Origin of the sequence: Paraburkholderia translucens, assembly GCF_020881035.1 — a bacterium.
Taxonomy (GTDB): domain Bacteria; phylum Pseudomonadota; class Gammaproteobacteria; order Burkholderiales; family Burkholderiaceae; genus Paraburkholderia; species Paraburkholderia translucens.
The window spans coordinates 112,139-137,156 of sequence record NZ_JAJITC010000016.1; the positions used below are offsets into that span (position 1 = coordinate 112,139).

Annotated in this window: 38 protein-coding genes; 2 read left to right on the forward strand and 36 right to left on the reverse strand. The window is 59.7% G+C overall.

Features of this window, described 5'->3' with window-relative positions; all coding sequences use genetic code 11:
• Position 1: 1 nt before the first annotated feature.
• From msrP to LJ655_RS24965, 4 genes are all read right to left on the reverse strand, one after another.
• Positions 2-997 carry a protein-methionine-sulfoxide reductase catalytic subunit MsrP gene (msrP, locus tag LJ655_RS24950; protein ID WP_230563884.1) on the reverse strand — a complete coding sequence of 332 codons (996 nt, stop codon included), beginning with the start codon at positions 995-997 and terminating at the stop codon, positions 2-4.
• Positions 998-1,190: 193 nt separating this feature from the next.
• Positions 1,191-2,402, reverse strand: a complete 1,212-nt coding sequence (ccsB, locus tag LJ655_RS24955) for a c-type cytochrome biogenesis protein CcsB (protein ID WP_230563885.1) — start codon at positions 2,400-2,402, stop codon at positions 1,191-1,193.
• A gap of 4 nt (positions 2,403-2,406) precedes the next feature.
• Positions 2,407-4,617, reverse strand: a complete 2,211-nt coding sequence (locus tag LJ655_RS24960) for a cytochrome c biogenesis protein ResB (protein ID WP_230563886.1) — start codon at positions 4,615-4,617, stop codon at positions 2,407-2,409.
• Positions 4,618-4,735: 118 nt separating this feature from the next.
• The gene (locus tag LJ655_RS24965) at positions 4,736-5,389 is read right to left on the reverse strand and encodes a c-type cytochrome (RefSeq protein WP_230563887.1); all 654 of its coding nucleotides are present in this window, start codon (positions 5,387-5,389) and stop codon (positions 4,736-4,738) included.
• Between the two features lie 220 nt (positions 5,390-5,609).
• Between LJ655_RS24965 and yihA the strand changes: the two genes are divergently transcribed.
• The gene (yihA, locus tag LJ655_RS24970) at positions 5,610-6,272 is read left to right on the forward strand and encodes a ribosome biogenesis GTP-binding protein YihA/YsxC (protein WP_230563888.1); all 663 of its coding nucleotides are present in this window, start codon (positions 5,610-5,612) and stop codon (positions 6,270-6,272) included.
• Between the two features lie 277 nt (positions 6,273-6,549).
• Entirely contained in the window at positions 6,550-7,548 is a 999-nt protein-coding gene (hemB, locus tag LJ655_RS24975) for a porphobilinogen synthase (protein WP_230563889.1), read from the forward strand.
• A gap of 126 nt (positions 7,549-7,674) precedes the next feature.
• On the opposite strand, the gene dsbD is transcribed toward hemB, so the two are convergent.
• The 32 genes from dsbD to LJ655_RS25135 all read right to left on the reverse strand — a co-directional run.
• Positions 7,675-9,564 (reverse strand): protein-disulfide reductase DsbD, encoded by a 1,890-nt coding sequence (gene dsbD / locus LJ655_RS24980; protein ID WP_230563890.1) that lies wholly within the window; start codon positions 9,562-9,564, stop codon positions 7,675-7,677.
• Positions 9,557-9,889, reverse strand: a complete 333-nt coding sequence (cutA, locus tag LJ655_RS24985; protein WP_230563891.1) for a divalent-cation tolerance protein CutA — start codon at positions 9,887-9,889, stop codon at positions 9,557-9,559. Before cutA ends, dsbD begins: the two co-directional genes overlap by 8 nt.
• A 177-nt stretch (positions 9,890-10,066) precedes the next feature.
• On the reverse strand, positions 10,067-10,459 hold the full coding sequence (gene rplQ / locus LJ655_RS24990) for a 50S ribosomal protein L17 (protein WP_008923330.1): 393 nt from the start codon (positions 10,457-10,459) through the stop codon (positions 10,067-10,069).
• Between the two features lie 191 nt (positions 10,460-10,650).
• Positions 10,651-11,628: a DNA-directed RNA polymerase subunit alpha gene (locus tag LJ655_RS24995; RefSeq protein ID WP_230563892.1), complete on the reverse strand. Its 978-nt coding sequence runs from the start codon at positions 11,626-11,628 to the stop codon at positions 10,651-10,653.
• Positions 11,629-11,752: 124 nt separating this feature from the next.
• Positions 11,753-12,376 (reverse strand): 30S ribosomal protein S4, encoded by a 624-nt coding sequence (gene rpsD / locus LJ655_RS25000; protein ID WP_230563893.1) that lies wholly within the window; start codon positions 12,374-12,376, stop codon positions 11,753-11,755.
• Between the two features lie 149 nt (positions 12,377-12,525).
• Complete coding sequence (gene rpsK / locus LJ655_RS25005) at positions 12,526-12,930, reverse strand: 30S ribosomal protein S11 (protein ID WP_006052224.1); 405 nt, start codon at positions 12,928-12,930, stop codon at positions 12,526-12,528.
• Between the two features lie 28 nt (positions 12,931-12,958).
• A complete protein-coding gene (gene rpsM / locus LJ655_RS25010) occupies positions 12,959-13,324 on the reverse strand; it encodes a 30S ribosomal protein S13 (RefSeq protein WP_008923332.1) in 366 nt (121 codons plus the stop codon).
• Between the two features lie 41 nt (positions 13,325-13,365).
• Positions 13,366-13,482: a 50S ribosomal protein L36 gene (gene rpmJ, locus LJ655_RS25015; RefSeq protein ID WP_004199844.1), complete on the reverse strand. Its 117-nt coding sequence runs from the start codon at positions 13,480-13,482 to the stop codon at positions 13,366-13,368.
• A gap of 20 nt (positions 13,483-13,502) precedes the next feature.
• Positions 13,503-13,721 carry a translation initiation factor IF-1 gene (infA, locus tag LJ655_RS25020; protein WP_004521905.1) on the reverse strand — a complete coding sequence of 73 codons (219 nt, stop codon included), beginning with the start codon at positions 13,719-13,721 and terminating at the stop codon, positions 13,503-13,505.
• An 8-nt stretch (positions 13,722-13,729) separates the two neighbouring features.
• The gene (gene secY, locus LJ655_RS25025; protein WP_008923333.1) at positions 13,730-15,076 is read right to left on the reverse strand and encodes a preprotein translocase subunit SecY; all 1,347 of its coding nucleotides are present in this window, start codon (positions 15,074-15,076) and stop codon (positions 13,730-13,732) included.
• A gap of 46 nt (positions 15,077-15,122) precedes the next feature.
• Positions 15,123-15,557: a 50S ribosomal protein L15 gene (rplO, locus tag LJ655_RS25030; protein ID WP_062128337.1), complete on the reverse strand. Its 435-nt coding sequence runs from the start codon at positions 15,555-15,557 to the stop codon at positions 15,123-15,125.
• A 29-nt stretch (positions 15,558-15,586) separates the two neighbouring features.
• The gene (gene rpmD / locus LJ655_RS25035) at positions 15,587-15,769 is read right to left on the reverse strand and encodes a 50S ribosomal protein L30 (protein WP_008923335.1); all 183 of its coding nucleotides are present in this window, start codon (positions 15,767-15,769) and stop codon (positions 15,587-15,589) included.
• 11 nt (positions 15,770-15,780) lie between these two features.
• Complete coding sequence (rpsE, locus tag LJ655_RS25040) at positions 15,781-16,299, reverse strand: 30S ribosomal protein S5 (RefSeq protein WP_004197945.1); 519 nt, start codon at positions 16,297-16,299, stop codon at positions 15,781-15,783.
• Positions 16,300-16,313: 14 nt separating this feature from the next.
• Complete coding sequence (gene rplR / locus LJ655_RS25045; protein WP_008923336.1) at positions 16,314-16,679, reverse strand: 50S ribosomal protein L18; 366 nt, start codon at positions 16,677-16,679, stop codon at positions 16,314-16,316.
• A 12-nt stretch (positions 16,680-16,691) separates the two neighbouring features.
• Positions 16,692-17,222, reverse strand: a complete 531-nt coding sequence (gene rplF, locus LJ655_RS25050) for a 50S ribosomal protein L6 (RefSeq protein ID WP_230563894.1) — start codon at positions 17,220-17,222, stop codon at positions 16,692-16,694.
• An 18-nt stretch (positions 17,223-17,240) separates the two neighbouring features.
• Entirely contained in the window at positions 17,241-17,636 is a 396-nt protein-coding gene (rpsH, locus tag LJ655_RS25055; protein ID WP_006052216.1) for a 30S ribosomal protein S8, read from the reverse strand.
• A 14-nt stretch (positions 17,637-17,650) separates the two neighbouring features.
• Positions 17,651-17,956 carry a 30S ribosomal protein S14 gene (rpsN, locus tag LJ655_RS25060; protein ID WP_008923338.1) on the reverse strand — a complete coding sequence of 102 codons (306 nt, stop codon included), beginning with the start codon at positions 17,954-17,956 and terminating at the stop codon, positions 17,651-17,653.
• Between the two features lie 7 nt (positions 17,957-17,963).
• Positions 17,964-18,503 carry a 50S ribosomal protein L5 gene (gene rplE / locus LJ655_RS25065; protein ID WP_085489231.1) on the reverse strand — a complete coding sequence of 180 codons (540 nt, stop codon included), beginning with the start codon at positions 18,501-18,503 and terminating at the stop codon, positions 17,964-17,966.
• Positions 18,504-18,519: 16 nt separating this feature from the next.
• Positions 18,520-18,828 carry a 50S ribosomal protein L24 gene (gene rplX, locus LJ655_RS25070; protein ID WP_008923340.1) on the reverse strand — a complete coding sequence of 103 codons (309 nt, stop codon included), beginning with the start codon at positions 18,826-18,828 and terminating at the stop codon, positions 18,520-18,522.
• A 9-nt stretch (positions 18,829-18,837) separates the two neighbouring features.
• Entirely contained in the window at positions 18,838-19,206 is a 369-nt protein-coding gene (gene rplN, locus LJ655_RS25075; RefSeq protein ID WP_006998478.1) for a 50S ribosomal protein L14, read from the reverse strand.
• Positions 19,207-19,496: 290 nt separating this feature from the next.
• Positions 19,497-19,769, reverse strand: coding sequence for a 30S ribosomal protein S17 (gene rpsQ, locus LJ655_RS25080; protein WP_007180129.1), 273 nt, complete (start codon positions 19,767-19,769; stop codon positions 19,497-19,499).
• Positions 19,766-19,960, reverse strand: a complete 195-nt coding sequence (gene rpmC, locus LJ655_RS25085) for a 50S ribosomal protein L29 (protein WP_007180130.1) — start codon at positions 19,958-19,960, stop codon at positions 19,766-19,768. The genes rpsQ and rpmC overlap by 4 nt, the downstream gene beginning before the upstream one ends.
• 10 nt (positions 19,961-19,970) lie before the next feature.
• Complete coding sequence (gene rplP / locus LJ655_RS25090) at positions 19,971-20,387, reverse strand: 50S ribosomal protein L16 (protein ID WP_008923342.1); 417 nt, start codon at positions 20,385-20,387, stop codon at positions 19,971-19,973.
• Between the two features lie 2 nt (positions 20,388-20,389).
• On the reverse strand, positions 20,390-21,196 hold the full coding sequence (gene rpsC, locus LJ655_RS25095; RefSeq protein ID WP_012434570.1) for a 30S ribosomal protein S3: 807 nt from the start codon (positions 21,194-21,196) through the stop codon (positions 20,390-20,392).
• A gap of 11 nt (positions 21,197-21,207) precedes the next feature.
• Positions 21,208-21,537 carry a 50S ribosomal protein L22 gene (rplV, locus tag LJ655_RS25100; RefSeq protein WP_007730533.1) on the reverse strand — a complete coding sequence of 110 codons (330 nt, stop codon included), beginning with the start codon at positions 21,535-21,537 and terminating at the stop codon, positions 21,208-21,210.
• A 12-nt stretch (positions 21,538-21,549) separates the two neighbouring features.
• Positions 21,550-21,825 (reverse strand): 30S ribosomal protein S19, encoded by a 276-nt coding sequence (gene rpsS / locus LJ655_RS25105; protein WP_006998484.1) that lies wholly within the window; start codon positions 21,823-21,825, stop codon positions 21,550-21,552.
• A 10-nt stretch (positions 21,826-21,835) separates the two neighbouring features.
• Positions 21,836-22,663 (reverse strand): 50S ribosomal protein L2, encoded by an 828-nt coding sequence (rplB, locus tag LJ655_RS25110; protein WP_008923344.1) that lies wholly within the window; start codon positions 22,661-22,663, stop codon positions 21,836-21,838.
• Between the two features lie 2 nt (positions 22,664-22,665).
• On the reverse strand, positions 22,666-22,980 hold the full coding sequence (gene rplW / locus LJ655_RS25115) for a 50S ribosomal protein L23 (protein ID WP_008923345.1): 315 nt from the start codon (positions 22,978-22,980) through the stop codon (positions 22,666-22,668).
• Positions 22,977-23,597, reverse strand: a complete 621-nt coding sequence (gene rplD, locus LJ655_RS25120; RefSeq protein ID WP_007180136.1) for a 50S ribosomal protein L4 — start codon at positions 23,595-23,597, stop codon at positions 22,977-22,979. The genes rplW and rplD overlap by 4 nt, the downstream gene beginning before the upstream one ends.
• Positions 23,597-24,256 carry a 50S ribosomal protein L3 gene (gene rplC, locus LJ655_RS25125; RefSeq protein WP_230563899.1) on the reverse strand — a complete coding sequence of 220 codons (660 nt, stop codon included), beginning with the start codon at positions 24,254-24,256 and terminating at the stop codon, positions 23,597-23,599. Before rplC ends, rplD begins: the two co-directional genes overlap by 1 nt.
• A 200-nt stretch (positions 24,257-24,456) precedes the next feature.
• A complete protein-coding gene (gene rpsJ / locus LJ655_RS25130) occupies positions 24,457-24,768 on the reverse strand; it encodes a 30S ribosomal protein S10 (protein WP_006998489.1) in 312 nt (103 codons plus the stop codon).
• 127 nt (positions 24,769-24,895) lie between these two features.
• Positions 24,896-25,018 (reverse strand): EF-Tu C-terminal domain-related protein (locus LJ655_RS25135; RefSeq protein ID WP_456243385.1); only part of this gene is annotated, 123 nt, incomplete at its 5' end.

Sequence of the window (25,018 nt, forward strand, 5' to 3'; positions counted from 1 at the left end):
CTCAGAAGTTCTTCTTCAGGTCCATGCCCTGATAGAGCGAAGCGACCTGATCGCCGTAACCGTTGAACATCAGCGTCTTGCGTTTGGGCGTGAAAAAGCCGTCCTCCCCGATGCGCCGTTCAGTGGCCTGGCTCCAGCGCGGATGATCGACATTCGGATTCACGTTCGAATAGAACCCGTATTCGTTCGACGCGTACGTGTTCCAGCTCGTCGGCGGCTGCTTCTCGACGAAGCGGATTTTCACGAGCGATTTCGCGCTCTTGAAACCGTACTTCCACGGCACCACGACGCGCACCGGCGCGCCGTTCTGATTCGGCAGCACCTGGCCGTAGAGGCCCATCGTCAGCAGCGTCAGCGGATGCATCGCTTCGTCCATCCGCAGGCCTTCGGAGTAGGGCCAATCGAGTATGGGCGCCGACAGTCCGGGCATCTGCGACGGATCGGCGAGCGTGATGAACTGCACGTACTTCGCGTTGCCGGTCGGCTCGACGCGTTTGATCAGCTCGGAAAGCGAGACACCGATCCACGGCACCACGATCGACCAACCTTCGACGCAGCGATGCCGGTACACACGTTCCTCGAGCGGCGCGAGCTTCAGCAGGTCGTCGATGTCGTATACCTTCGGATTCTTGATCTCGCCCTCGACGCTCACCTTCCACGGACGCGGCCGCAACGTGCTGGCGTTTTGCGCGGGGTCGGATTTGCCGGTGCCGAACTCGTAGAAATTGTTGTAGTTGGTGATGTCCTTGTACGGCGTGATCTTGTCGAGCGCGACGAACCTGGTGTTGGTTTTCGCCGCGAGCTTCTGTGCCTTCGGATCGGGCGACGCGTACGTCGCGAGCGCTTCGCCGCTCACGCCGATCAGACTGCCGAGCGCCACGGCGCCCGCCGCCTGGAGGATGCGTCGGCGGTTCTCGAACACGTGCCGGGGCGTGATTTCGCTGCGCGCGATGTCATCGCCGATCAGTTGGATTCTGTCGCTTCGCTTGATCCACATCGTGCTGCTCCTTGCCGGCCCGCCGCGTCGTGCGCGTTTCAGAGCCATGTTGATCATCGCCCGTTTGGGGGCGTCTGTCATCCTGAGGTACTCAATCAGCAAACACCGCGAGGTAATGAATATTCCATCGCACACAAAAAAACCGCCGGTGCAATGCACACGGCGGTTCTTAGTCGGTTCAGCGCGGCGGATCTTACAGCTTGCCGTAGCTATGCAGTCCCGACAGGAACATGTTCACCCCGAGGAACGCGAAGGTCGTGACGAGCAGACCGGTCAGCGCCCACCATGCGGCGACCGCGCCGCGCAGGCCCTTCATCAAACGCATGTGCAGCCAGGCCGCGTAGTTCAGCCAGACGATCAGCGCCCACGTCTCCTTCGGGTCCCAGCTCCAATAGCCGCCCCATGCCTCGGCCGCCCACAGCGCGCCGAGAATCGTCGCGATCGTGAAGAATGCGAAGCCGACCGCGATCGACTTGTACATCACGTCGTCGAGCACGTCGAGCGCCGGCAGGCGATCGGCCAGCACACCGCGCTCCTTTGCCAGATACGCGACGCCGACCATCGCCGACAGCGCGAAGCTGCCATAGCCGATGAAATTCGCCGGCACGTGAATCTTCATCCACCAGCTTTGCAGCGCTGGTACGAGCGGCTGGATCTGCTGCGCGTCTCGTGAGACCGAGTACCACATCAGGAAGCCGACGGCTGCGCTGATCACGAGCAGCACGAACGCGCCGAGCGCGCGCGTGTTGTAATGCTGCTCGTAATACAGGTAGAACAGCGCGGTGATCAGGCTGAACAGCACGAACACTTCATAAAGGTTCGAGATCGGAATATGGCCGACGTCCGCGCCGATCAGGTACGACTCGTACCAGCGCACCATCATGCCGACGAAGCCCATCAGCACCGCCGCCCACGTCATCTTCGATCCGATCGCCGCGCCGGTCGGTGAGCGCGACAGCAGCGCGATCCAATAGAACACGGTCGCGAACACGAACAGCGCGCTCATCCACAGGATCGCGGACTGGCTCGACAGGAAATACTTGAGGAAAAATGCGTTGTCAGCGCGGCTCAGGTCGCCGTGGTAGATCTGGATCGCGAGCAGCGACAGCGCGGCGATCCCCACCATCAGCGGACGCACGGGTTTCCAGCGCCAGCCGAGCACGACGAAAACCGGCACCGAGCACACCAGCACCAGTTTGTCGTAGTAGTTCATGAACGGGTAATAGCGCGACAGCGCGAACCCGGCGCCCCCGACGAGCGCAAGCGCGAACAGCCAGTCGATGATACCGAGCCGTCTCAGGAACGGCCGCTCGTCGTAGAGCGGGAGTTCGGGCGTGCTGTTCGCAGCCGCCTTGTCGGCGCGCGAAGCAGACGAAGATGAGGGGGAAACCTGAGTCAAGTCCATGATCTTACCGGGTCGAATCCTTTGAGCTTGCCGACGATGCGGCGGCCTGAGCGACCGGGGCGGCATCGGCTGCTTCGACGAGTTTCGCGCCCAGTGCGGCGCTCACGGCGTCGCGCGTCTGGACGAACTCCTTCTCGAAGTCTAGCGTCTTGCGCGCGCTGGACATCGCCATCACGACGCTCGTGCCGTGGTCCGTGTCCTTGAGCCAGAACCACAGGCGCCGTTCGCGGACGTAGAACATCGAAAAGATGCCCAATACGAGAAGCAAGCTGCCAAGATACACGACTTTTTTGCCCGGTGCGCGTGTCAACTGAAATACCGAAGCTTGCACCTGTTTGAACGAATCAAGCTGCAAATAGACCGGCGATCCATACAGAAAGCTGTCGGATATCGCATTGAGCGAACTCTGGATGAAGCGGCTCGTGTCGGCGTCGGCCGGCGCGGCGGACTCGCCAAGCTGCTGGCGGGAAAGCTGCCACAGATCCCACGTCGCGCCTTCGAGCATGCGCAGCAGCAGGCCCGCGGCCTTTTCCTGTTCGTCTTTCGGCACTGAACGGTCGATAAAACCGGCGATCGCCTGGAAGCCGCCGAGCGTTTCTTCATTCGGCATCTTCATGCTGCCGTCGACGCCCGCAAAAAGGGTCAGCACCCTCAAGGCACTTTCCTGCAGATGCTGCTGCAACTCCGCATTCGAGCCCGGCACCGAGCGCTGCGCGAACCGATGAGCGGCGATGGCACGCTGGTTCGGGTCTTCGAGCGTGGCGCGCAGATTCATCCATTCCTTCAGCGTACCACCGCTGTCGGCGGGAATGCGCAGGTAGCGGAACGGGTCGTCGGGATTCATGCGCATGCCCGCAAGGAACATCTTTTCGCCGTTCACATCGACCGGCAGCATGTAGTTGTTGTACTCGCGCGCCTGACCGTCCTTGCCGCGAATCTTGTACTGCACCGAGGGACCGACGTTGTGCAGATCGACCGGCCTGGAAGTCTTCGCGCCCGAGCCGAGGCGCTCGTCGAACGCTTCCTTCAGCGAGTGGTGCGCGGCGACACCGCGCGCATCGTTCTGACCATTGCCGTTCGAGATGTTCTCGACGTTGATCGCCCGGAAGTCGGTGAATTCGACGGTCTGACCGTCGGCGAGCGGCGTGGCAGCGCTCAGCGGCGCGCTACCGCCGATCGTGCCGCCGAACGGCGCGGTCTTCGCGCTCGGGCCGGTCATCGGGTAGGCGGTCATCTGCATCTGCGAGCCGCCATCCTGGAAGCTCGATTGGTAGATCGACACACCGTCGTATTCGAACGGCTTGTTGACCTCGACGCGCGCCGGCACGCGTGCGCCAGTCTTGTGATCGATCACGACGATATCGCTCGCGAACAGCTTCGGCATGCCGGTCGAGTAGTAATCGACGATGAACTTGTTGAGCTCGATCGAAAACGGCAGGTCCTGGATCAGCGACCCGTCCGGCTGGTTCAGAATCGCCGTCGACACATGCTGCCCTTCCGGCACCCACGCGTAGCCACGGAACGTCGGGTTCGACTGCGACAGACGATGCTCGGCCGGAATGTCGTTGATGATCGTGTTCGAGCGGATCGGCGACTTGTCGAACAGCCACATCTGAAGCTTGATCGGCAGATTGCTGTCGAGCAGGCCGCCGAGACAGATCACAACGATCGCGAGGTGCGCGGAGATGTAGCCGAACTTCGTCAGCGCGCCACGCTTCGCGGCGATCAGGGTCGCACCGTCGGACTCGCGCGTGACGAACTTATAGCCGAGCTTGCCGGACAGTTTGGCGAGCACGGTGGCGGTCTGAGCGCGCGTGCCGTGCACCGCGAATTCACCCTTGTGATGGAACGCGCGCAGGCTGCCTTCGCGGACCTTGTCCTTCCAGCTCTTCGCGTCGGCGAGCATCTTCGGCGCATTGCGGATCACGCACAGCGACACCGACACCATCAGAAAGCCGAGGATCAGCATGAACCACCACGAGCTGTACACCGTGTAGAGGCTCAGTGCCCGGAAGATATCGGCCCAGAACGGACCGAACTGGTTGACGTAGTTGGGATACGGATCGTCCTGCGTGAGGACGGTACCGACGATGCTGGCGATCGACAGAATGACGAGCAGCGCGATGGCGAAACGCATCGAGCTCATGAGCTCGACGGTGCTGCGCATGATGCGATTGCCCGACTTCGACTGCAGACCCGACGTGGTGACGCTCATTCAAACTCCGACTGAACAGCAAAAAAGGGTGAAGGGCTGTCGAAAGCACGACACCCTCACCCTTTTCTTGTTTTTCAACGGCCTCGTCGGGCCGGTTTGATTCGCGAATGTGAGCCGCTTAACGCAGCCCCGCGATGTAGTCGGCAACCGCTTTGATTTCGTTGTCCGACAAACGCGATGCTATCGCATGCATCGCCTCGTTGTTGTTACGAGCGCCCGGACCTTGAGTGAACGCGCTCAACTGCGTCACCGAATACTCGGCCCACTGCCCGGAGAGGCGCGGATACTGAATCGGAATGCCCTGCCCCGTGGGCCCGTGGCAACTCGCGCAGGCCGGCACGCCGCGGTCTGCGATTCCACCGCGATAGATCTGCTGACCTAGCGCGACGGTGTTCTTGTCATGTGCAAAGCCCGGCTTCGGCGTCTGCGTCGAGAAATAAGCCGCGACGTTGATCATGTCCTGATCGGAAAGCGCGGCGGCCATACCTGCCATGATCGCATTGTTGCGCGCAGGCTGTTTGGCGCCCGGTTGTGTCTTGAAATCTTTGAGCTGCTTGACGAGATACTCGGGATGCTGGCCGGCCAGCTTCGGATAGGCGCCGCCGGCACTATTGCCGTCTGCCCCGTGACATGCCGCGCATACCTGTACCGCGATTGCCTGCCCCCGATTGATGTCCGGCTTTGCCGGATCTGCTGCTCGTGCCTGAATTGCCAAACCTGAAAGACCTGCCGCTACATGAAGCACCATCAGAGTCTTGCTCAGTCGATTCATTCGCACACCCTGTCTCGTCTTGTGGGATTTTAGAGGTTCTGCAAAGTACGACGACGGCGATCGAATGATCACCAGGAGCCGCCAAGGCACGTGGGGCGGCCTCCTAAGGTTTTCAGTAAACCGTCGTATTGTACAATAACCCGCTAATCGCTTAGACGCCAGTCGGGCTTGACCCCGTTCCCGCTGCGGGCTCCGCGGCGTCTTCAATCTGGCTTCCACCATGCCCTTCCTGCTCCACGAATCCCGCTTCTTCACCACCGTCAATCATCTGCGTGACCTGCCGGCTACCGCGCAGCCCGAGATCGCTTTCGCGGGACGCTCGAACGCGGGCAAGTCGACCGCGATCAACGTACTCTGCAATCAGAAGCGTCTTGCGTTCGCGAGCAAGACACCAGGCCGTACGCAGCACATCAATTATTTCTCGGTTGGCAAGGCAGATGAGCCGACCGCTTATCTGGTAGACCTGCCAGGTTACGGTTACGCGGAAGTGCCAGGGGCCGCGAAGGCGCACTGGGAAGCGTTGTTGTCCACGTACTTGCAGTCGCGCTCGCAACTGCGCGGCATGATCCTGATGATGGATTCGCGCCGCCCGCTGACGGAGCTCGATCGACGGATGATCGAGTGGTTCGCGCCGACCGGCAAGCCGATCCATACGCTGCTCACGAAATGCGACAAATTGACGCGTCAGGAAAGCACGAACGCGTTGCGCACCGCGCAGAAAGGACTGGCCGAATATCGCGCCGCAGGTTATCGCGGCGAGCTGACCGCGCAGCTGTTTTCGGCGCTCAAACGGACGGGGCTCGACGAGGCGCACGAGCTGATCGAGAGCTGGTTGATCCCACGGACGCCAGGAGAAACAGGCGAAGCGCCGGCCGTCGGGTGAGCGTCGATCGGTGCCGGAATCCTGCCGCGCGCTGAAATGCCGGAGGAACACCTATCAAGGCGCGTTGGCGGCCTCACATAAAAAAACCCGCCGCTAGAACGGCGGGTCGAACAGCCTAATCGATAAACGACAGGCACCCGCTCAGGGAGGAGAAGCGGGGAGGTCAGCGCCAGGCGCCTTGCTCGATCGGTATGATATACCATTGTCTCGAAAAGTTTCCGGGAGCGGAGCCAAGTGCTATTTGTCCACTCCACCCATCCACGATCTTCGATTCGATATGAGCTTCTACCCGCACCACCGTCCGCGCCGCATGCGTCGTGACGACTTCTCGCGTCGCATGATGCGGGAAAATATCCTCACGACCAACGATCTTATTTACCCCGTATTTATCGTCGAAGGCACCAATGTGCGGCAGGCCGTGCCGTCGATGCCGGGCGTCGAGCGCGTGTCGGTTGATCTGCTGATGGGCGTCGCCGAGCAATGCGTCGAACTGGGCGTGCCGGTATTGTCGCTATTCCCCGCGATCGAGCCCTCCCTGAAGACTTCTGACGGGCGCGAGGCCGTCAACCCGGCCGGCCTGATTCCGCGCGCAGTGCGTGAGCTGAAGAAGAATTTCCCGGAACTAGGGGTGCTCACCGACGTGGCGCTCGATCCGTACACGAGCCATGGCCAGGACGGCGTGCTCGACGAAACCGGCTACGTGCTCAACGACGAAACCGTCGAGATCCTCGTCGAACAGGCTCGCGCGCAGGCGGAAGCCGGCGTCGACATCGTCGCACCGTCGGATATGATGGACGGCCGCATCGGCGCGATCCGCGAAATGCTCGAGAGCGAGGACCACATTCACACGCGCATCATGGCGTATGCGGCAAAGTACGCGTCCGCGTTCTACGGCCCTTTCCGCGATGCCGTCGGTTCCGCGACGAATCTCGGCAAGAGCAACAAAATGACTTACCAGATGGACCCCGCTAATTCGAATGAGGCGCTGCGCGAAGTGCAGGCCGATATCAACGAAGGCGCGGACATGGTAATGGTCAAGCCGGGCATGCCGTATCTGGACATCGTGCGTCGCGTGAAGGACGAGTTCCAGTTCCCGACGTACGTGTACCAGGTGAGCGGCGAATACGCGATGCTGAAGGCCGCCTCTCAGAACGGCTGGCTCGATCACGACAAGGTCATGATGGAATCGCTGCTCGCCTTCAAGCGTGCCGGCGCGGATGGCGTGCTGACGTATTTTGCGCTCGATGCCGCGCGGATTCTGCGTTCGCAGAAGTGAGCCGGCGCGCGGTTTTGCGCGCGCCTGTTGAAATTGAAAACGGAGGAAAACCTGCGGGTTTCGCCTCCGTTTTTTTTGTGCTGGCGTTGTTGCCACCGCGGCCTCGCAACGCCCTGCAGGGTTCGACTACACTCCCGACGCCGTTGCCCGGTCCAGCGTACGCAGGAATTTATCCGCCGATTCGTATCCGACCACTCGCAAGACTTCCCTGCCGGCTTGGTCGAAGAAAATAATCCCTGGCGGGCCGAACAGGTTGAAGCGCTTGAGCAGCGCCTGGTCGTCGGTATTGTTCGCGGTGACGTCGGCGCGCAGCAGACTCATCTGCTTCAGCTTCGCCTGAACGCGCGGGTCGCTGAACGTGAATTTCTCCATTTCTTTGCAGCTCACGCACCAGTCAGCGTAAAAATCGAGCATGGCCGGCTGTGCGGCCGTTTTGACGGCCTGGTCGAGCTGGTCCGCCGAGCGCACCGGGGCGAACGTCAGATCGCTTTGTGACACCGTTGCGGCCGCGTTCGGGCCATCCTTCCCGGCGCTCGCGTGATTGCCGGCGCGCTCCGCGAGCACCGCCAGGGGCCGAAGAGGATCCGACGATCCCGCCGCGAGGCCCACTAAAAGCGCACCAGCCCAGACCGCCATCACGACCCCGACCGCCCGGCCCAGCCGGCGCCACACGGAGCCGCCCGACACCGATGAGGAAAACAGGCCGAGCGCAACTGCAGCGATCAGTAGCCAAAGCGCGCTCAACAGCATCGACGCCGCCCCGCCGAGCACCGGCCAGACGATCCACAGCGCCGCCGCGAGCAGCACGACACCAAAGAACACTTTCACGCTGTCCATCCACTTTCCAGCGCGGGGCAGCAGTGTTCCCGCACCGAGACCGATGATCAGCAACGGCACACCGAGTCCGATGCCCATGGAGAACAGCGCCGCCCCGCCGAGCACCGCATTGCCTGTATGCGCGATGAAGGCGAGCACCGCAAAAAGCGGCGCGGTCATGCAGGCACCGACCACCAACGCCGACAGTGCACCCATCACGGCGACCGCAGTGAATTTGCCGCCCGGGCGTCCCGTTGATGCGCTCGACATGCGATCGCGCCAGCGCGGCGCCAGTTCGATATCCACGCCGGCGATCAGCAACAGCGCGAAAATTGTCAGTAGTCCGCCGAACGTGCCGAGCACCCACGGATTTTGCAGCCACGCGCCGAGACTCTGTCCGAGAAGCGCGGCCATGACGCCGAGCACCGTATACACGAGCGCCATCCCGATCACATACGCGAGCGACAGCGCGAAACCACGCCCGCGCGTCACGCGTGCGCCCTCACCGATGATGATCGCCGACAGGATCGGGATCATCGGGTACGAGCACGGCAGCAGGCTCAGAATTGCGCCCGCGACGAAATAAAGCCCGACGATCGCGAAAAAGCCACCACGCTGCAGCAGCGACTGCGCGTAGTCGGCGCTGGTCGCGCGTTCGTACCAAGGTTCGTTGTCGGCGGAGCCGGGTTGTTGCGCGGCTGGGGCGGTCAGCGCCGCTGGCGCGTTGCCAGCGGGTTGCAGTGCCTCTCCGCTCACGTGGTACACGCGCTCCATCGGCGGGTAGCAGATGCCGGCGTCGGCGCAGCCCTGCGACGTCACCGCAAGATCGAATGGCCCGGCGCTCTGCTTGACCGGAATGCGGAACGTCAATTCGTGGCGGTAGGTCTCGACATTCTTGTTGAACGTCTGATCGAACTTCACGTGACCGGCCGGCAATTGCGGCTCGCCAAGCGTCCCCGTGCCGTTGCGGGCCGCAAACGCGAAGCGTTCGCGGTACATGTAGTAGCCATCCGCGATCTTGTACGTCACGACGACTTCGCCCGGCTGCTCGGTCGCGCTGAATCTGAACGCCACGGCCGGATCGAGGAAGTCGTCCCCGGCGCGCGCGAGCGTACCGACCTGTGCGAGGAACACACAACCGAGCAGAAAGAATGCGGTGCGCATCGCAGCGCGTGCACGCCGGTCGAGACCGTTAAACATGAAGAGGACGTTGGGTTTCAGCTGTGATCCACTGGCCATACGCGGTGGAGGCAGTCGCCTGCCATGAAAGGATTTCCGGTGTGTCGTAGGGATGATGCAACTGAATGAATTGCTCGAGTTCTAGCGCGCGAGCAGCACTCGTCTTGAACAGCAGTTGGATTTCCTGCGCGACTTCGATCGCGCCCTGCCAGTGATAGGTCGACTGCACGGTGCGTAGCTGCGTGACGCACGCACAAAGGCGCGCCGCGAGCGCATCAGCGACGAGCTTTTCAGCAACGGCCTCATCTGGCACCGTCGTCAATATCAAGGTCACATCCACACTCACACAAAGCTCCGGCGACGCAGGATTTCGATCCCCATATCGTATCACCTGGCCCTGTCGCGCCCCAGTGCGCCTCCCGGCATTTGGCCGCTGCGGCCTAGCGTCCATGTCCGTGAATAATCTGTCGCTCAAAACAAAAAGCCAGGCGATTCGCCTGGCTTTTTGTCGCAGCTGTGAAACTCATTCAGCTTCTTGCACTTCCGTTTCTTCAACTTCCGGACGGTCGAGCAGTTCGACCAGCGCCATCGGCGCGTTGTCGCCGACACGGAAGCCGAACTTCAGCACGCGCAGGTAGCCGCCCGGACGGGTTGCGTAGCGCGGGCCGAGCACTTCGAACAGCTTAGTGACCGAATCACGATCACGAAGACGGTTGAACGCCAGACGGCGGTTCGCCAGCGACGGCTTTTTGCCAAGCGTGATCAGCGGCTCGACGACTTTACGGAGTTCCTTCGCCTTCGGCAACGTAGTCTTGATGACTTCGTGCTCGATCAGCGAGTTGGACATGTTACGGAGCATTGCCAGACGGTGGCTGCTCGTGCGGTTCAGTTTCCGCAGACCATGACGGTGACGCATGTTGATTCCTTCGGTTCAAAGTTTTGATCCAGCTCTTCTATCGCACTCGTTCTGCCCCAAAGGGCAGCACACACTGAGCGCACGGGCCGGTAGTGAATAAAGACAAGACGCGGATTCTAAAGGAAAATCCGCGTCTTTGCCAGCACAGTACAGCGGTGCAAATCGGGACCTACACCCGAATACTTGTCCGCTTACTTGTCGAGACCTGCCGGCGGCCAGTTTTCGAGCTTCATGCCGAGAGTCAGACCACGGGATGCCAGAACTTCCTTGATCTCATTCAGGGACTTGCGGCCCAGATTCGGCGTCTTGAGCAGTTCGTTCTCGGTACGCTGGATCAGGTCGCCGATGTAGTAGATGTTCTCGGCCTTCAGGCAGTTCGCGGAACGAACTGTCAGCTCGAGATCGTCGACCGGGCGCAGCAGGATCGGATCGATCTGCGGTGCGCGCGACGGCGCTTCCGCCGCTGCTTCGGTACCTTCCAGCGCCGCGAATACCGACAGCTGATCGACCAGAATGCGCGCCGATTGACGAATCGCTTCCTCCGGCGAAATCACGCCGTTTGTTTCGATGTTCATCACGAGCTTGTCGAGGTCGGTGCGCTGCTCAACACGAGCGCTTTCGACTGCGTAGCTCACGCGACGAACCGGCGAGAATGATGCGTCCAGCACGATCCGGCCGATGATCTTGGCCGACTCTTCGCCGTAACGACGCACATTGCCCGGCACATAGCCCCGGCCCTTTTCGATCTTGATCTGCACGTCGAGCTTACCGCCCTTCGACAGATGCGCAATCACGTGATCCGGGTTGATGACCTCGCAATCGTGTGCGAGCTCGATATCGCCGGCGGTGACTACGCCTTCGCCTTCCTTGCGGAGCATAACCGTCACTTCGTCACGGTTATGCAGCTTGAAGACGACGCCCTTCAGGTTCAACAACAGGTTGACCACATCCTCTTGCACACCGTCGAGCGTCGAATACTCATGCACGACGCCTGCAATCGTCACTTCAGTCGGCGCGTAGCCCACCATCGACGACAACAGCACGCGCCGAAGCGCGTTACCCAAGGTGTGGCCATAACCGCGCTCAAACGGTTCCATGACCACTTTCGCGTGGCTCTCGCCAAGCGATTCAACTGCGATGATCTTGGGCTTCAACAAACTGGTTTGCATAGGTTTTCCTTTTCAATACCCTCGGCTCGTTACACCGATAAGGCTGACCGGTCACAACCTGAAAATAAACAGCCGAGACGCCCCCTTGCGCAACGCAATTGGGGTGCCCCGGCCATCAATCCGATTACCGCGAATACAATTCGACGATCAGGCTTTCGTTGATGTCGCCAGCGATGTCGCTGCGCTCCGGCTTTTGCTTGAAGGTACCTTCGAACTTCTTCGCGTCGACCGCGACCCAACTCGGCATGCCACCTTGTTCAGCGAGCGAGAGGGCTTCGATGATACGAGCCTGCTTGCGCTTCTGTTCGCGCACCGCGACGACGTCGCCAGCCTTCACTTGCATCGACGGAATGTTCGTCACAACGCCGTTCACCGTGATCGCCTTGTGGCCCACCAGCTGACGTGCTTCAGCGCGCGTCGAGCCGAAGCCCATGCGATACACCACGTTGTCCAGGCGCGACTCAAGCAGCTGCAGCAGATTTTCACCCGTGTTGCCCTTCAGACGGTCCGCTTCAGCGAAATAGCGACGGAACTGGCGCTCGAGGACACCGTAGATACGCTTCACTTTTTGCTTTTCGCGCAGCTGCGTGCCATAGTCGGACGTACGCGCGCCCGAGATACGGCCGTGCTGGCCCGGCTTGCTATCAAGCTTGCATTTGTCAGCGAGCGAACGACGGGCGCTCTTCAGGAAAAGGTCAGTGCCTTCACGGCGGGACAGCTTGGCCTTGGGGCCGATATAACGTGCCACGTTGATTCCTTCTATGATTGATCACGCGAATGCTTCCACTCGCGCTAGTCCGAACCCTTTGGGTCGAACGGTGGGCTTAGTCAATTCAGTAACGCGCGCAGCCCGCCGCCGCGCTAGGCGGCAACAGGCGCGCTCGCAAAACCGGCGTCTTAGATACGGCGACGCTTCGGCGGACGGCAGCCGTTATGCGGGACCGGCGTCACGTCGGAGATCGCGGTGATCTTGATGCCAAGACCATGCAGCGCGCGCACCGCCGATTCACGGCCAGGACCGGGGCCCTTGATCCGCACTTCGAGGTTCTTCACGCCGTATTCCATCGCCACACGGCCAGCCGATTCAGCTGCGACCTGAGCCGCAAACGGGGTCGACTTTCGCGAGCCCTTGAAGCCCTGACCTCCCGACGTTGCCCAAGCAAGCGCGTTGCCTTGACGGTCGGTAATCGTGATGATGGTGTTGTTGAACGACGCGTGAACGTGAACCACGCCCTCGGCGACGTTCTTCTTGACCTTCTTGCGAACGCGTTGCGCCGCGGAGTTGTTCGAAGCCTTAGCCATTACGTTTTCCTGTAACTGTCAGTTCCGCTTACTTCTTCAGCGATTGCGCTGCACGACGCGGACCCTTGCGCGTACGGGCATTCGTACGCGTGCGCTGGCCGCGCAGGGGAAGACCCTTACGATGCCGCACGCCACGATAGCAGCCGAGATCCATCAGGCGCTTGATGTTCATCGTCGTTTCACGGCGCAGATCGCCTTCCACGATGAACTTGCCGACTTCTTCACGCAGCTTTTCGAGGTCTGCGTCAGTCAGGTCTTTGACCTTCTTCGAAAATGCCACACCAGCAGCGACGCAAATGTCGCGCGAGCGCGTGCGACCGATACCATAAATAGCCGTCAGGCCGATTTCGGTATGCTGGTGATTCGGGATGTTAACCCCTGCGATACGAGCCATTGTTTTTCCTCAAACAAAAAGCGCAAGCAAAAGCGCGGCGTTCAGCCTTGACGCTGTTTGTGGCGCGGATCAGAGCTGCAAATCACGCGCACAACGCCCTTGCGCTTGATGATCTTGCAATTGCGGCAAATGCGCTTAACCGATGCCATCACTTTCATGATATTACCCTTTTTTCAAATCACTTCGCCCGGAACACGATCCGCGCACGCGACAGATCGTAAGGCGTCAATTCAACCGTCACCTTGTCGCCCGGCAGAATCCGAATGTAGTGCATCCGCATCTTGCCGGATATGTGTCCCAATACGACATGGCCGTTTTCCAGCTTCACCCTGAAGGTAGCATTAGGCAGGTTCTCAATTACTTCGCCCTGCATCTGGATAACATCGTCTTTGGCCATAAGTCCTTTCAACGCATCGGGACGCCGCCGCCTTTGAAATTAGCTTTCTTCAGCAGCGATTCATACTGTTGCGACATAACGTACGACTGCACCTGCGCCATGAAATCCATTGTGACGACGACAATGATCAGCAGCGACGTTCCACCAAAATAAAACGGCACGTTCCAGCGCAGCACCAGAAATTCGGGCAGCAGGCAAACGAACACGATGTAGATCGCACCGGCCAGCGTCAGACGCGTGAGGATGCGGTCGATATATCGCGCCGTCTGATCGCCCGGGCGAATGCCCGGGACGAAAGCGCCGCTCTTTTTCAGGTTGTCGGCCGTTTCTCTGCTGTTGAACACCAATGCGGTGTAGAAAAAGCAGAAGAAGACGATCGCCAACGCGTACAGCAACACGTACACGGGCTGACCGGGCTTCAGGGCTTCGGCCACGTTGTGCAACGTGTCTGCGAACCAGCTGGTACGCGAACCCGAACTGAACCAGTTCAGGATAGTTGCCGGGAAGAGAATGATCGACGATGCAAAGATCGGCGGAATCACACCCGACATGTTCAGCTTCAGCGGCAAATGCGAGGACTGGCCGCCGTATATCTTGTTACCCACTTGCCTCTTGGCGTAATTCACAAGAATCTTGCGCTGGCCGCGTTCGATGAACACCACCAGATACGTCACAGCGGCAATCAGCGCGACGACGATAATCGCCGAGATGATGCTCATCGAGCCAGTTCGCACCAGTTCAAAAAGACCACCGATTGCATTCGGGAAACCCGCTGCAATACCGCCAAAAATGATGATCGAAATACCGTTGCCAAGCCCGCGCTCCGTGATCTGCTCACCCAGCCACATCAGGAACATCGTGCCAGTCACCAGCGTTACGACCGTCGTCAACCGGAACACCATCCCCGGATCGATCACGAGGCCCGGCTGATTTTCCAGCGCGACGGCGATACCGAACGCCTGAAACGTCGCCAGCACAACCGTGAAGACCCGCGTGTATTGCGTAATCTTCCGCTGACCTGCCTGCCCTTCCTTTTTCAGCGCTTCGAGCTGCGGCGAGACAATCGCCAGCAACTGCATGATGATCGACGCCGAAATGTACGGCATGATCCCAAGCGCGAAAATCGTGAACCGCGAAAGTGCGCCACCCGAGAACATGTTGAACATGCCAAGGATGCCGCCCGACTGGCTCTGGAACAATTTCGCCAGTTGGTCCGGGTCGATACCCGGCACCGGAATATGCGCGCCGATGCGGTAGACGACCAGCGCCAGCAGCAGGAATACTGCTCGCCGACGCAGATCGCCAAACTTCGCCGCGCTGCGACCGGGTTTTGCGAGACTCGGACTGTTAGCCAAGTACCTTCTCCGATGCAAGTGCTAGTGACGGCAAATAACTTGCGCGTTACTCGGCAAAAGAGCCACCGGCTGCTTCGATAGCAGCGCGCGCGCCCTTCGTTGCACCGAGACCCTTCACAACGACCTTGCGCTTGAGCTCGCCCGTTGCAATGATCTTGGCGCTACGGATCAGTTCGCCTACGAGGCCGGCCTGCTTCAGAGCAAGCAGATCGATTTCGTCAACCGGCAGCTTCTCGATATCCGACAGACGCACCTCACCGACGAATTCCTTCGTCAGCGAAGTGAAGCCACGCTTCGGCAGGCGACGTTGCAGCGGCATTTGACCGCCTTCGAAGCCAACCTTGTGAAAGCCGCCCGAACGCGACTTCTGACCCTTGTGACCACGGCCAGCGGTCTTACCGAGGCCGGAGCCGATGCCGCGACCGACGCGACGCTTTGCGTGCTTCGCGCCTTCAGCCGGCTTCAGGTTATTCAATTCCATTATCAACTCCTTGAGTCCTGGTCAGCCGCTTAGCTGATGACCTTAACGAGGTACGAAACCTTGTTGATCATGCCGCGCACAGCCGGCGTGTCCTGCAACTCGCTAACCGAATTGAGTCGGCGCAGGCCCAAGCCACGCACCGTTGCACGGTGCGATTCGCGGGTGCCGATCAGGCTCTTGACGAGCTGGACCTTGACAGTTTTATCAGACATGGTGTCCACCTTTAGCCCAGAATTTCTTCGACGGACTTGCCACGCTTCGCAGCGATGTCGGCTGGCGTGGACTGCTTGCGCAGACCGTCGAGCGTCGCACGAACGAGGTTGTACGGATTCGTCGAACCGTGGCTCTTCGCCACGACGTTCTGCACGCCCATCACGTCGAACACTGCGCGCATCGGGCCACCTGCGATCACACCGGTACCGTCCTTCGCCGGAGCGAGGAGGACCGTCGATGCGCCGTGCTTACCGTGCACTTCGTGTTGCAGGGTACCGTTCTTCAATGGCACCTTGAACATGTTGCGGCGAGCCTGTTCCATCGCCTTCTGGACAGCGACCGGCACTTCCTTCGCCTTGCCCTTGCCCATACCGACGCGGCCATCACCATCACCAACCACGGTCAGTGCAGCGAAGCCGAGAATACGGCCACCCTTCACGACCTTGGTCACGCGGTTGACCGAAATCATCTTTTCACGAAGGCCGTCGTCGCGTTCGTCAGCCTGAACTTTAGCTTGCATCTTTGCCATGACGAATTCTTCCCTTAGAACTTGAGTCCGGCTTCGCGCGCCGCATCAGCCAGCGCTTTCACGCGGCCGTGGTAACGAAAACCCGAACGGTCGAAGGCGACGGATTCGATGCCGGCAGCCTTAGCCTTTTCTGCAATGCGCTTGCCGATCAGGGTTGCAGCAGCAACGTTGCCGCCCTTGCCCGACTGATCGGCCAGTTGCGCACGCACTTCGGCTTCGAGCGTCGACGCGCTGGCGAGCACCTTGGTGCCGCACGGCGAGAACACTTGCGCATAGATGTGCGTGTTCGTGCGATGCACGGCGAGACGCGCGACCTGCAGTTCGGCGATCTTGATACGCGTCTGACGAGCGCGGCGCAGGCGAGATTGAGTCTTATCCATGATTGCGCACCCTTACTTCTTCTTCGTTTCTTTGAGGATCACAACCTCATCGGCGTAACGCACGCCCTTGCCCTTGTAGGGCTCCGGCGGACGGTAGCCGCGCACTTCTGCAGCGACTTGACCGACTTGTTGCTTGTTGATCCCCTTGATCACGATTTCGGTTTGCGACGGGGTTTCTGCCTTGACGCCAGCCGGCATCTGATGCACCACCGGGTGCGAGAAACCCAGCGACAGATTCAGCTTGTCGCCTTGCGCTTGTGCGCGGTAACCAACGCCAACCAGCGTCAGCTTGCGCTCGAAACCCTTCGTCACGCCGTGCACCATGTTCGCAACCAGTGCGCGCATTGTGCCCGACATCGCATTCGCTTCGCGGCTTTCGTCGACCGGCTCGAACTTCAGCGTGCCGTTGTCGTTCACCACCTTCACGAGGCTGTTGGCAGCCTGCGAAATCGTACCCAGCGGACCCTTGACAGTGATGCTTTCGCCGCTCAGGGCCACTTCCGCGCCTTGCAGCGCGACCGGGCTCTTACCTACTCGAGACATGTTTCTCTCCTTTCGGCCTTAAGCGACGTAGCAGATGACTTCGCCGCCAACGCCCGTTGCACGTGCCTTGCGGTCGGTCATCACGCCCTTCGGCGTTGACACGATTGCCACGCCCAGGCCATTCATGACCACGGGGATATCGTTACGGCCGCGGTACACACGCAGACCAGGCTTCGAGACGCGTTCGATGCGCTCGATGACCGGGCGGCCAGCGTAATACTTCAACACGATGTTCAATTCCGACTTCGCACCTTCGGACTTCACTGCGAAATCGTCGATATAACCTTCGTCCTTCAGGACCTGCGCAATCGCAACCTTGACTTTCGACGAGGGCATAGTCACCGAAACCTTCTCGACCATCTGCGCATTGCGGATGCGAGTCAGCATATCGGCGATAGGATCACTCATGCTCATTTATGTTTCTCCTATTACCAGCTCGCCTTGGTCAGGCCAGGGATCTCGCCGCGGAACGCGATTTCACGAATCTTGTTACGCGCAAGCCCGAATTTTCGGAACGTGCCGCGCGGACGACCGGTAATCGCGCAACGATTGCGCTTACGGGTCGGGTTAGAGTTGCGCGGCAGTTGTTGCAGTTCCAGACGTGCTGCGTAATGCTCTTCTTCCGACTTGCTCGTATCGCTAATGATTGCCTTCAGTGCAGCGCGCTTGGGAGCGTACTTAGCAGCGAGGCGAGCACGCTTCTTTTCACGTTCGATCAGTGCCAGTTTAGCCACGGTAACCTCAGTTTCTGAACGGGAACTTGAAGCTGGCGAGCAGAGCCTTTGCTTCGTCGTCAGTCTTCGCAGTCGTCGTGATGCTGATGTTCAGCCCACGCAGTGCGTCGATCTTGTCGTAGTCGATTTCGGGGAAAATGATCTGCTCTTTCACACCGATGTTGTAGTTGCCGCGACCATCGAACGCCTTGCCCGACACGCCACGGAAATCGCGCACACGAGGGAGCGCAACCGTCACAAAACGGTCCAGGAATTCGTACATTGCCTGGCCGCGCAGCGTGACCATCGCACCGATCGGATAGCCCTGACGGATCTTAAAGCCAGCGATTGCCTTGCGCGCCTTGGTGATCACCGGCTTCTGGCCCGCGATCTTCGTCAGATCGCCAACCGCGTTTTCGATGATCTTCTTGTCGGCAATAGCTTCGCCAAGACCCATGTTCAGGGTGATCTTGGTGATGCGCGGCACTTCCATCACAGACTTGTAACCGAACTTCTCGATGAGGCCGGGTACAACCTTCTCTTTGTAAAACTCTTGCAAACGAGCCATTTTTTACTCCGCAGCGTCAGGCGCTCAGCACAGCACCGGTCGTCTTCAGGAAACGGACCTTCTTGTCCCCTTCGACCTTGATGCCTACACGCGATGGCTTGCCATTCGCGTCGACCAATGCGACGTTCGAAATTTGCAGCGGCATCGTCTTGGCTTCCACGCCGCCCGTCGTACCCTTCATGGGGTTCGGCTTGACGTGCTTCTTGACGAGATTGATACCCTCGACAGTCACGGTCTCGCCGTGAACGGCCAATACTACGCCACGCTTGCCCTTATCTTTGCCGGTGATGACGATAACTTCGTCACCCTTGCGAATCTTGTTCATCGCGACTCCTTACAGCACTTCAGGTGCCAGCGAAACGATCTTCATGAATCGCTCGCTTCGCAACTCGCGCGTGACCGGCCCGAAAATACGGGTGCCGATCGGTTCGAGCTTGGTGTTAAGCAACACAGCTGCGTTGCCGTCGAACTTGATCAGCGAGCCGTCTTGACGGCGCACGCCCTTGGCGGTGCGAACCACCACGGCGTTGTAGATTTCGCCTTTCTTCACGCGCCCGCGCGGCGTTGCCTCTTTGACAGTCACCTTGATGATGTCGCCAATGCTGGCATAACGACGCTTCGAGCCGCCGAGCACCTTGATGCACATGACTTCACGTGCACCCGTGTTGTCGGCCACTTCAAGCCGAGTTTCGGTCTGGATCATGGTTTATCTTTCCCAACTTAATCCGGTCACACCACCATGGCGCTTCCCGGTCAGTCTTGGTCCCGTCAGCCAATCGGCTGCTTGGGTTAGAACAGCAGCGACGGCAAACGAAACCCGCCATCGCAATCCGGTGAATCCTTCGGTACAGGCTGGCGCCCGGACCGCTTCCCCCACCAACTTCGCCCGCGACGGGGCTCCCATAAAGAGGGAAGACCGAGATTATATCAAATAATCCCGGTCTTGCAAGCGAAACTTACTGCGATTTCAATTACTTCTACAGCTTTGCGACATTAGATGACGCGAGCAGCCTCGACCAGGCGAGCCACAACCCAAGCCTTCGTCTTCGAAATCGGACGAGTTTCCTGGATTTCAACGAGGTCGCCCTCGTTGTACGTGTTCGCATCATCATGCGCATGGTACTTCTTCGAACGCACGACGTATTTGCCGTAGATCGGGTGCTTCACGCGGTGCTCGACCAGCACGGTAACCGTCTTGTCCATCTTGTTGCTGACGACCTTGCCGACCAGCGTCCGCTTGAGCGAGGTTTTTACGCTATCGTTCATTTCTGGTTCGCCTTCTCAGTCAGGACGGTCCGCACACGAGCGATGTCGCGACGGACTTTCTTCAGCTGGCTCGTGTTCGTGAGTTGCTGAGTCGCGAGTTGCATGCGCAGGCCGAATTGCGCCTTCAACAGGTCCGACAGCTCCTTGTTGAGCGCGGCCTGATCTTTCTGGTGAAGTTCGGAAGCCTTCATCATTTGCTCCTTAGGCGCCGAGCTGACGTACGATAAACGTCGTCTTCAGCGGCAGCTTCGCTGCCGCCAGACGGAACGCTTCGCGCGCCAGTTCTTCGGTTACGCCGTCCATTTCGTACAGCATCTTGCCCGGTTGAATCTCAGCGACGTAGTACTCCGGGTTACCCTTACCATTACCCATACGCACTTCTGCCGGCTTGGTCGAGATCGGCTTGTCCGGGAAAATACGAATCCAGATGCGGCCACCGCGCTTGATGTGACGCGTCATTGCACGACGCGCTGCCTCAATCTGGCGCGCGGTCAGACGGCCACGACCGACAGCCTTCAGGCCGAACTCACCGAACGACACCGCGTTGCCGCGGGTAGCAACGCCGGTGTTACGCCCTTTCTGCTCTTTGCGATACTTTCTGCGTTTCGGTTGCAGCATCGTTATTCTCCAGTCTTCCCGTCGCCGCCGGCACCGCCAGCACGACGAGGAGCGCCACGGCGTGCACCTGCCGGGCCACCACCTTCACCATCACGACGCGGACGGCGATCGCCACCCGGACGTGCGTTGCGGCGCGGACGCTTTTCTTCGGCGACTTCTTCGACCACCGGTGCGTCGTTGCGGCCGAGCGTATCGCCCTTGTAGACCCACACCTTCACGCCGATGATGCCGTACGTCGTTTTTGCTTCCGACGTTGCGTAGTCGATATCAGCACGCAGCGTATGAAGCGGCACGCGACCTTCGCGATACCATTCCGTACGAGCGATTTCGATGCCGTTCAGACGGCCAGCGCTCATGATCTTGATACCTTGAGCGCCCAGACGCATCGCGTTCTGCATCGCACGCTTCATCGCGCGGCGGAACATGATCCGGCGCTCGAGCTGTTGCGTGATCGAATCAGCGATCAGTTGCGCGTCGGTTTCCGGCTTGCGGATTTCTTCGATGTTGACGTGAACCGGGACGCCCATGCGCTTCTGCAGCTCGGACTTCAGCAGTTCGATGTCTTCACCCTTCTTGCCGATCACGACACCCGGACGCGAGCTGAAAATCGTGATACGTGCGTTCTTTGCAGGACGCTCGATCACAACGCGGCCGACGGACGCGTTCTTCAGCTTCTTCTTCAGGTATTCACGAACACCGATGTCTTCCTGCAACATCGCCGCGAAATTATTGTTGTTCGCGTACCAGCGCGAAGCCCAATTGCGGCTGACGGCCAAACGGAAGCCAGTCGGATGAATTTTCTGTCCCATCGTATGACCCCTTAATTCCCGACCGTCACAGTGATGTGACAGGATTGCTTCTCGATGCGATTACCGCGGCCTTTTGCGCGCGCGGTAAAACGCTTCAGCGATGCTGCCTTGTCGACGTAGATGCTCGTGATCTTGAGCTCGTCGATATCGGCGCCTTCGTTGTGTTCCGCATTCGCGATCGCCGACAGCACGACCTTTTTCACGATTCCCGCAGCCTTCTTCGGCGAGAACGTCAGAACGTTCAGCGCCTTGTCGACCGGCAAACCGCGGATCTGGTCAGCCACAAGGCGCGTTTTCTGCGCCGAGATGCGGGCACCGCGATGAATTGCTTTCACTTCCATCTTGATTGCCCCTTATTTCTTGGCCTTCTTGTCGGCTGCGTGACCCTTGAACGTACGGGTCAGTGCGAACTCGCCAAGCTTGTGGCCGACCATGTTTTCCGTGACATACACCGGAACGTGTTGACGGCCGTTGTGAACGGCGATCGTCAGGCCGATGAAGTCCGGCAGGATCGTCGAGCGACGCGACCAGGTCTTGATCGGTTTCTTGTCACGCGATGCTGCAGCCGCCTCAACCTTCTTCAGCAAATGGGCGTCGCAGAACGGACCTTTCTTAATAGAACGTGCCATTGCCTACTCCTTAACGCTTGTGACGACGCTGGACGATCATGCTCGTCGTGCGCTTGTTGCTGCGGGTGCGATAGCCCTTCGTCGGCGTGCCCCACGGGCTCACCGGATCGCGGCCAGCCGCAGTCTTGCCTTCGCCACCACCATGCGGGTGGTCGACCGGGTTCATTGCAACGCCACGCACCGTCGGGCGGATACCGCGCCAGCGGTTCGCGCCAGCCTTACCGATTTGACGGAGGCTGTGCTCTTCGTTGCCCACTTCGCCGATCGTCGCGCGGCATTCAACATGCACGCGACGGATTTCGCCCGAACGCAGGCGAACCTGCGCATAGACGCCTTCGCGAGCCAGCAGCATTGCCGACGTACCAGCCGAACGCGCCATTTGCGCGCCCTTACCTGGCAGCATTTCGATGCAGTGAATCGTCGTACCGACGGGAATGTTACGGATCGGCAGCGTGTTACCTGCGCGGATCGGCGCCTCCGAACCCGACATCAGTTGCTGACCGACCGTGACACCCTTCGGAGCAATGATGTAGCGGCGCTCGCCGTCTGCGTACAGAACCAGCGCGATGTTCGCGCTACGGTTCGGGTCGTACTCGAGACGCTCGACCTTTGCCGGAATACCATCCTTCGTGCGACGGAAGTCGACGACACGATAGTGATGCTTGTGACCACCACCCTTGTGACGTGTGGTGATGTGACCGTTGTTGTTACGGCCGGCGGTCGACGACTGCGTGTCGAGCAGTGCCGCGAACGGCTTGCCCTTGTGCAGCTCCTTGTTGACCACCTTGACCATCGCGCGGCGGCCCGGCGAAGTCGGCTTAACTTTCACGATTGCCATGATTACTTGGCCTCCGCTTCAAAGTTGATTTCCTGGCCGGGCTTCAGGCAGACGTAAGCCTTCTTCACGTCCTTGCGCTTGCCCATGAAGCGGCCAAAGCGCTTGGCTTTGCCCTTCGCGACCAGCACGTTGACGGAGTCGACTTCCACCTTGAACAGCAGCTCGACTGCAGCCTTAACTTCCTGCTTCGTGGCATCCGGCGCGACTTCGAACACAACCTGCTCGTTCTTGTCGGCAACCAGCGTCGCCTTTTCGGAGACCACCGGCGCGAGCAGGACCTGCATCAAACGATGATCGTTCTTGCGAATCTCGCTCATGACAGCAACTCCTCGATCTGGGCGACCGCAGCCTTCGTGATCAGGATCTTCTTGAAATAGATCAGCGACAGCGGGTCGGCGTAACGCGGCTCGACAACCGCCACGTGGGCGAGGTTGCGCGACGCGAGGTACAGGTTTTCGTCAACCGTGTCGGTGATCACCAGCACGGAGTCGAGACCCATCGCCTTGAATTTTTCGGCAAGCAGCTTCGTCTTCGGCGCTTCGAGCGTCAACTCGTCGACCACCGAAATGCGGCCTTCGCGAGCCAGCTGCGAGAAGATCGAGCAGAGACCTGCGCGATGCATCTTCTTGTTGACCTTGTGCGAAAAGTTTTCTTCCGGCGAATTCGGGAAGATCCGGCCGCCGCCGCGCCACAGCGGGCTCGACGACATACCGGCACGGGCGCGACCCGTACCCTTCTGGCGCCACGGCTTCTTGGTCGTGTGCTTGACCTGCTCACGATCCTTCTGCGCGCGGTTGCCGCTACGGGCATTCGCTTGGTACGCAACCACCACCTGGTGAATCAGGGCTTCGTTGTAATCGCGGCCGAACACGACGTCCGACGCGCTAACGCCTGCACCTTCCTGACCATTGGCATTCAGGAGCTTAAGTTCCATTATTTCGCTCCTTTCACGGCACGCGTCTTCACGGCCGGCGTAACGAATACCTTGCCACCCTTCGCACCCGGAACCGCGCCCTTGACCAGCAGCAGCTTGCGGTCAGCGTCGATACGAGCGATTTCGAGGTTTTGCACCGTTACCTTCTCGTCACCCATGTGACCGGTCATGCGCTTACCCGGGAAAACACGACCCGGATCCTGCGCCATACCGATCGAGCCCGGCACGTTGTGCGAGCGCGAGTTGCCGTGGGACGCACGGCCAGACGAGAAGTTGTAACGCTTGATGGTGCCGGCGTAGCCCTTACCGATCGACACGCCTTGCACGTCGACCTTCTGGCCCACTTCGAACAGCTCAGGACCAACCACGGTGCCGTTCGACAGCTCAGCAGCCTTAGCGGCATCGATCTGGAACTCTTTGAGGATTTCACCGGCTTGAACGCCGGCTTTGGCGAGATGACCTGCCAAGGGCTTCGTTACACGCGATGCACGGCGCGTACCGAAGGCAACCTGCACGGCCGTATAGCCGTCGGTTTCAACAGTCTTGATCTGCGTCACGCGGTTGTCGGACACGTCCAGCACGGTGACGGGAATCGAATCCCCTTCAGCCGTGAAGATACGGGTCATGCCAACCTTGCGACCTACGAGTCCAAGGCTCATCGTTTTCTCCATTCCCGACTGCGATTGGTCGGGGCTAATTTACAAAATGTCGGCGCCGTTTCGGGCATGAAACCATGCTGCGACACGCCGACTTTTTACGCAAATGCGCGAAAAGCTCACTAGTATAGCGAGCCGTTTCGTTTTCCGCAAGCAATCAATGACTTAGCGCTGTCCGGCATGCCGGACAGGGGCTGAAAGCCTTACTGCAGCTTGATTTCAACATCCACGCCAGCCGGCAGATCCAGCTTCATCAGCGCGTCAACTGTCTTGTCCGTCGGGTCGACGATGTCCATCAGACGTTGGTGCGTGCGAATTTCGAGCTGATCGCGCGACGTCTTATTAACGTGCGGCGAACGCAGGATGTCGAAGCGTTGAATGCGGGTCGGCAGCGGCACCGGGCCACGAACGATTGCGCCAGTCCGCTTTGCCGTATCGACAATTTCAGCCGCCGATTGGTCGATCAAGCGATAGTCGAATGCCTTCAGGCGAATGCGGATTTTCTGGTTCTGCATGACGAATTCCTTAGAAAGAGCGAGGCGATATTGCATCGCCGATTAAACAAAGAACGTAGGTCCGGGCGCTCGCGGAGAGCGAATGCCCGGACCCGAGCACTGCATACTTCTATAGCAATCCTCGAGCTTACTCGATGATCTTTGCGACGACACCAGCGCCGACCGTGCGGCCGCCTTCGCGAATTGCGAAGCGCAGACCTTCTTCCATCGCGATCGGGTTGATCAGCTTCACCGTGATCGACACGTTGTC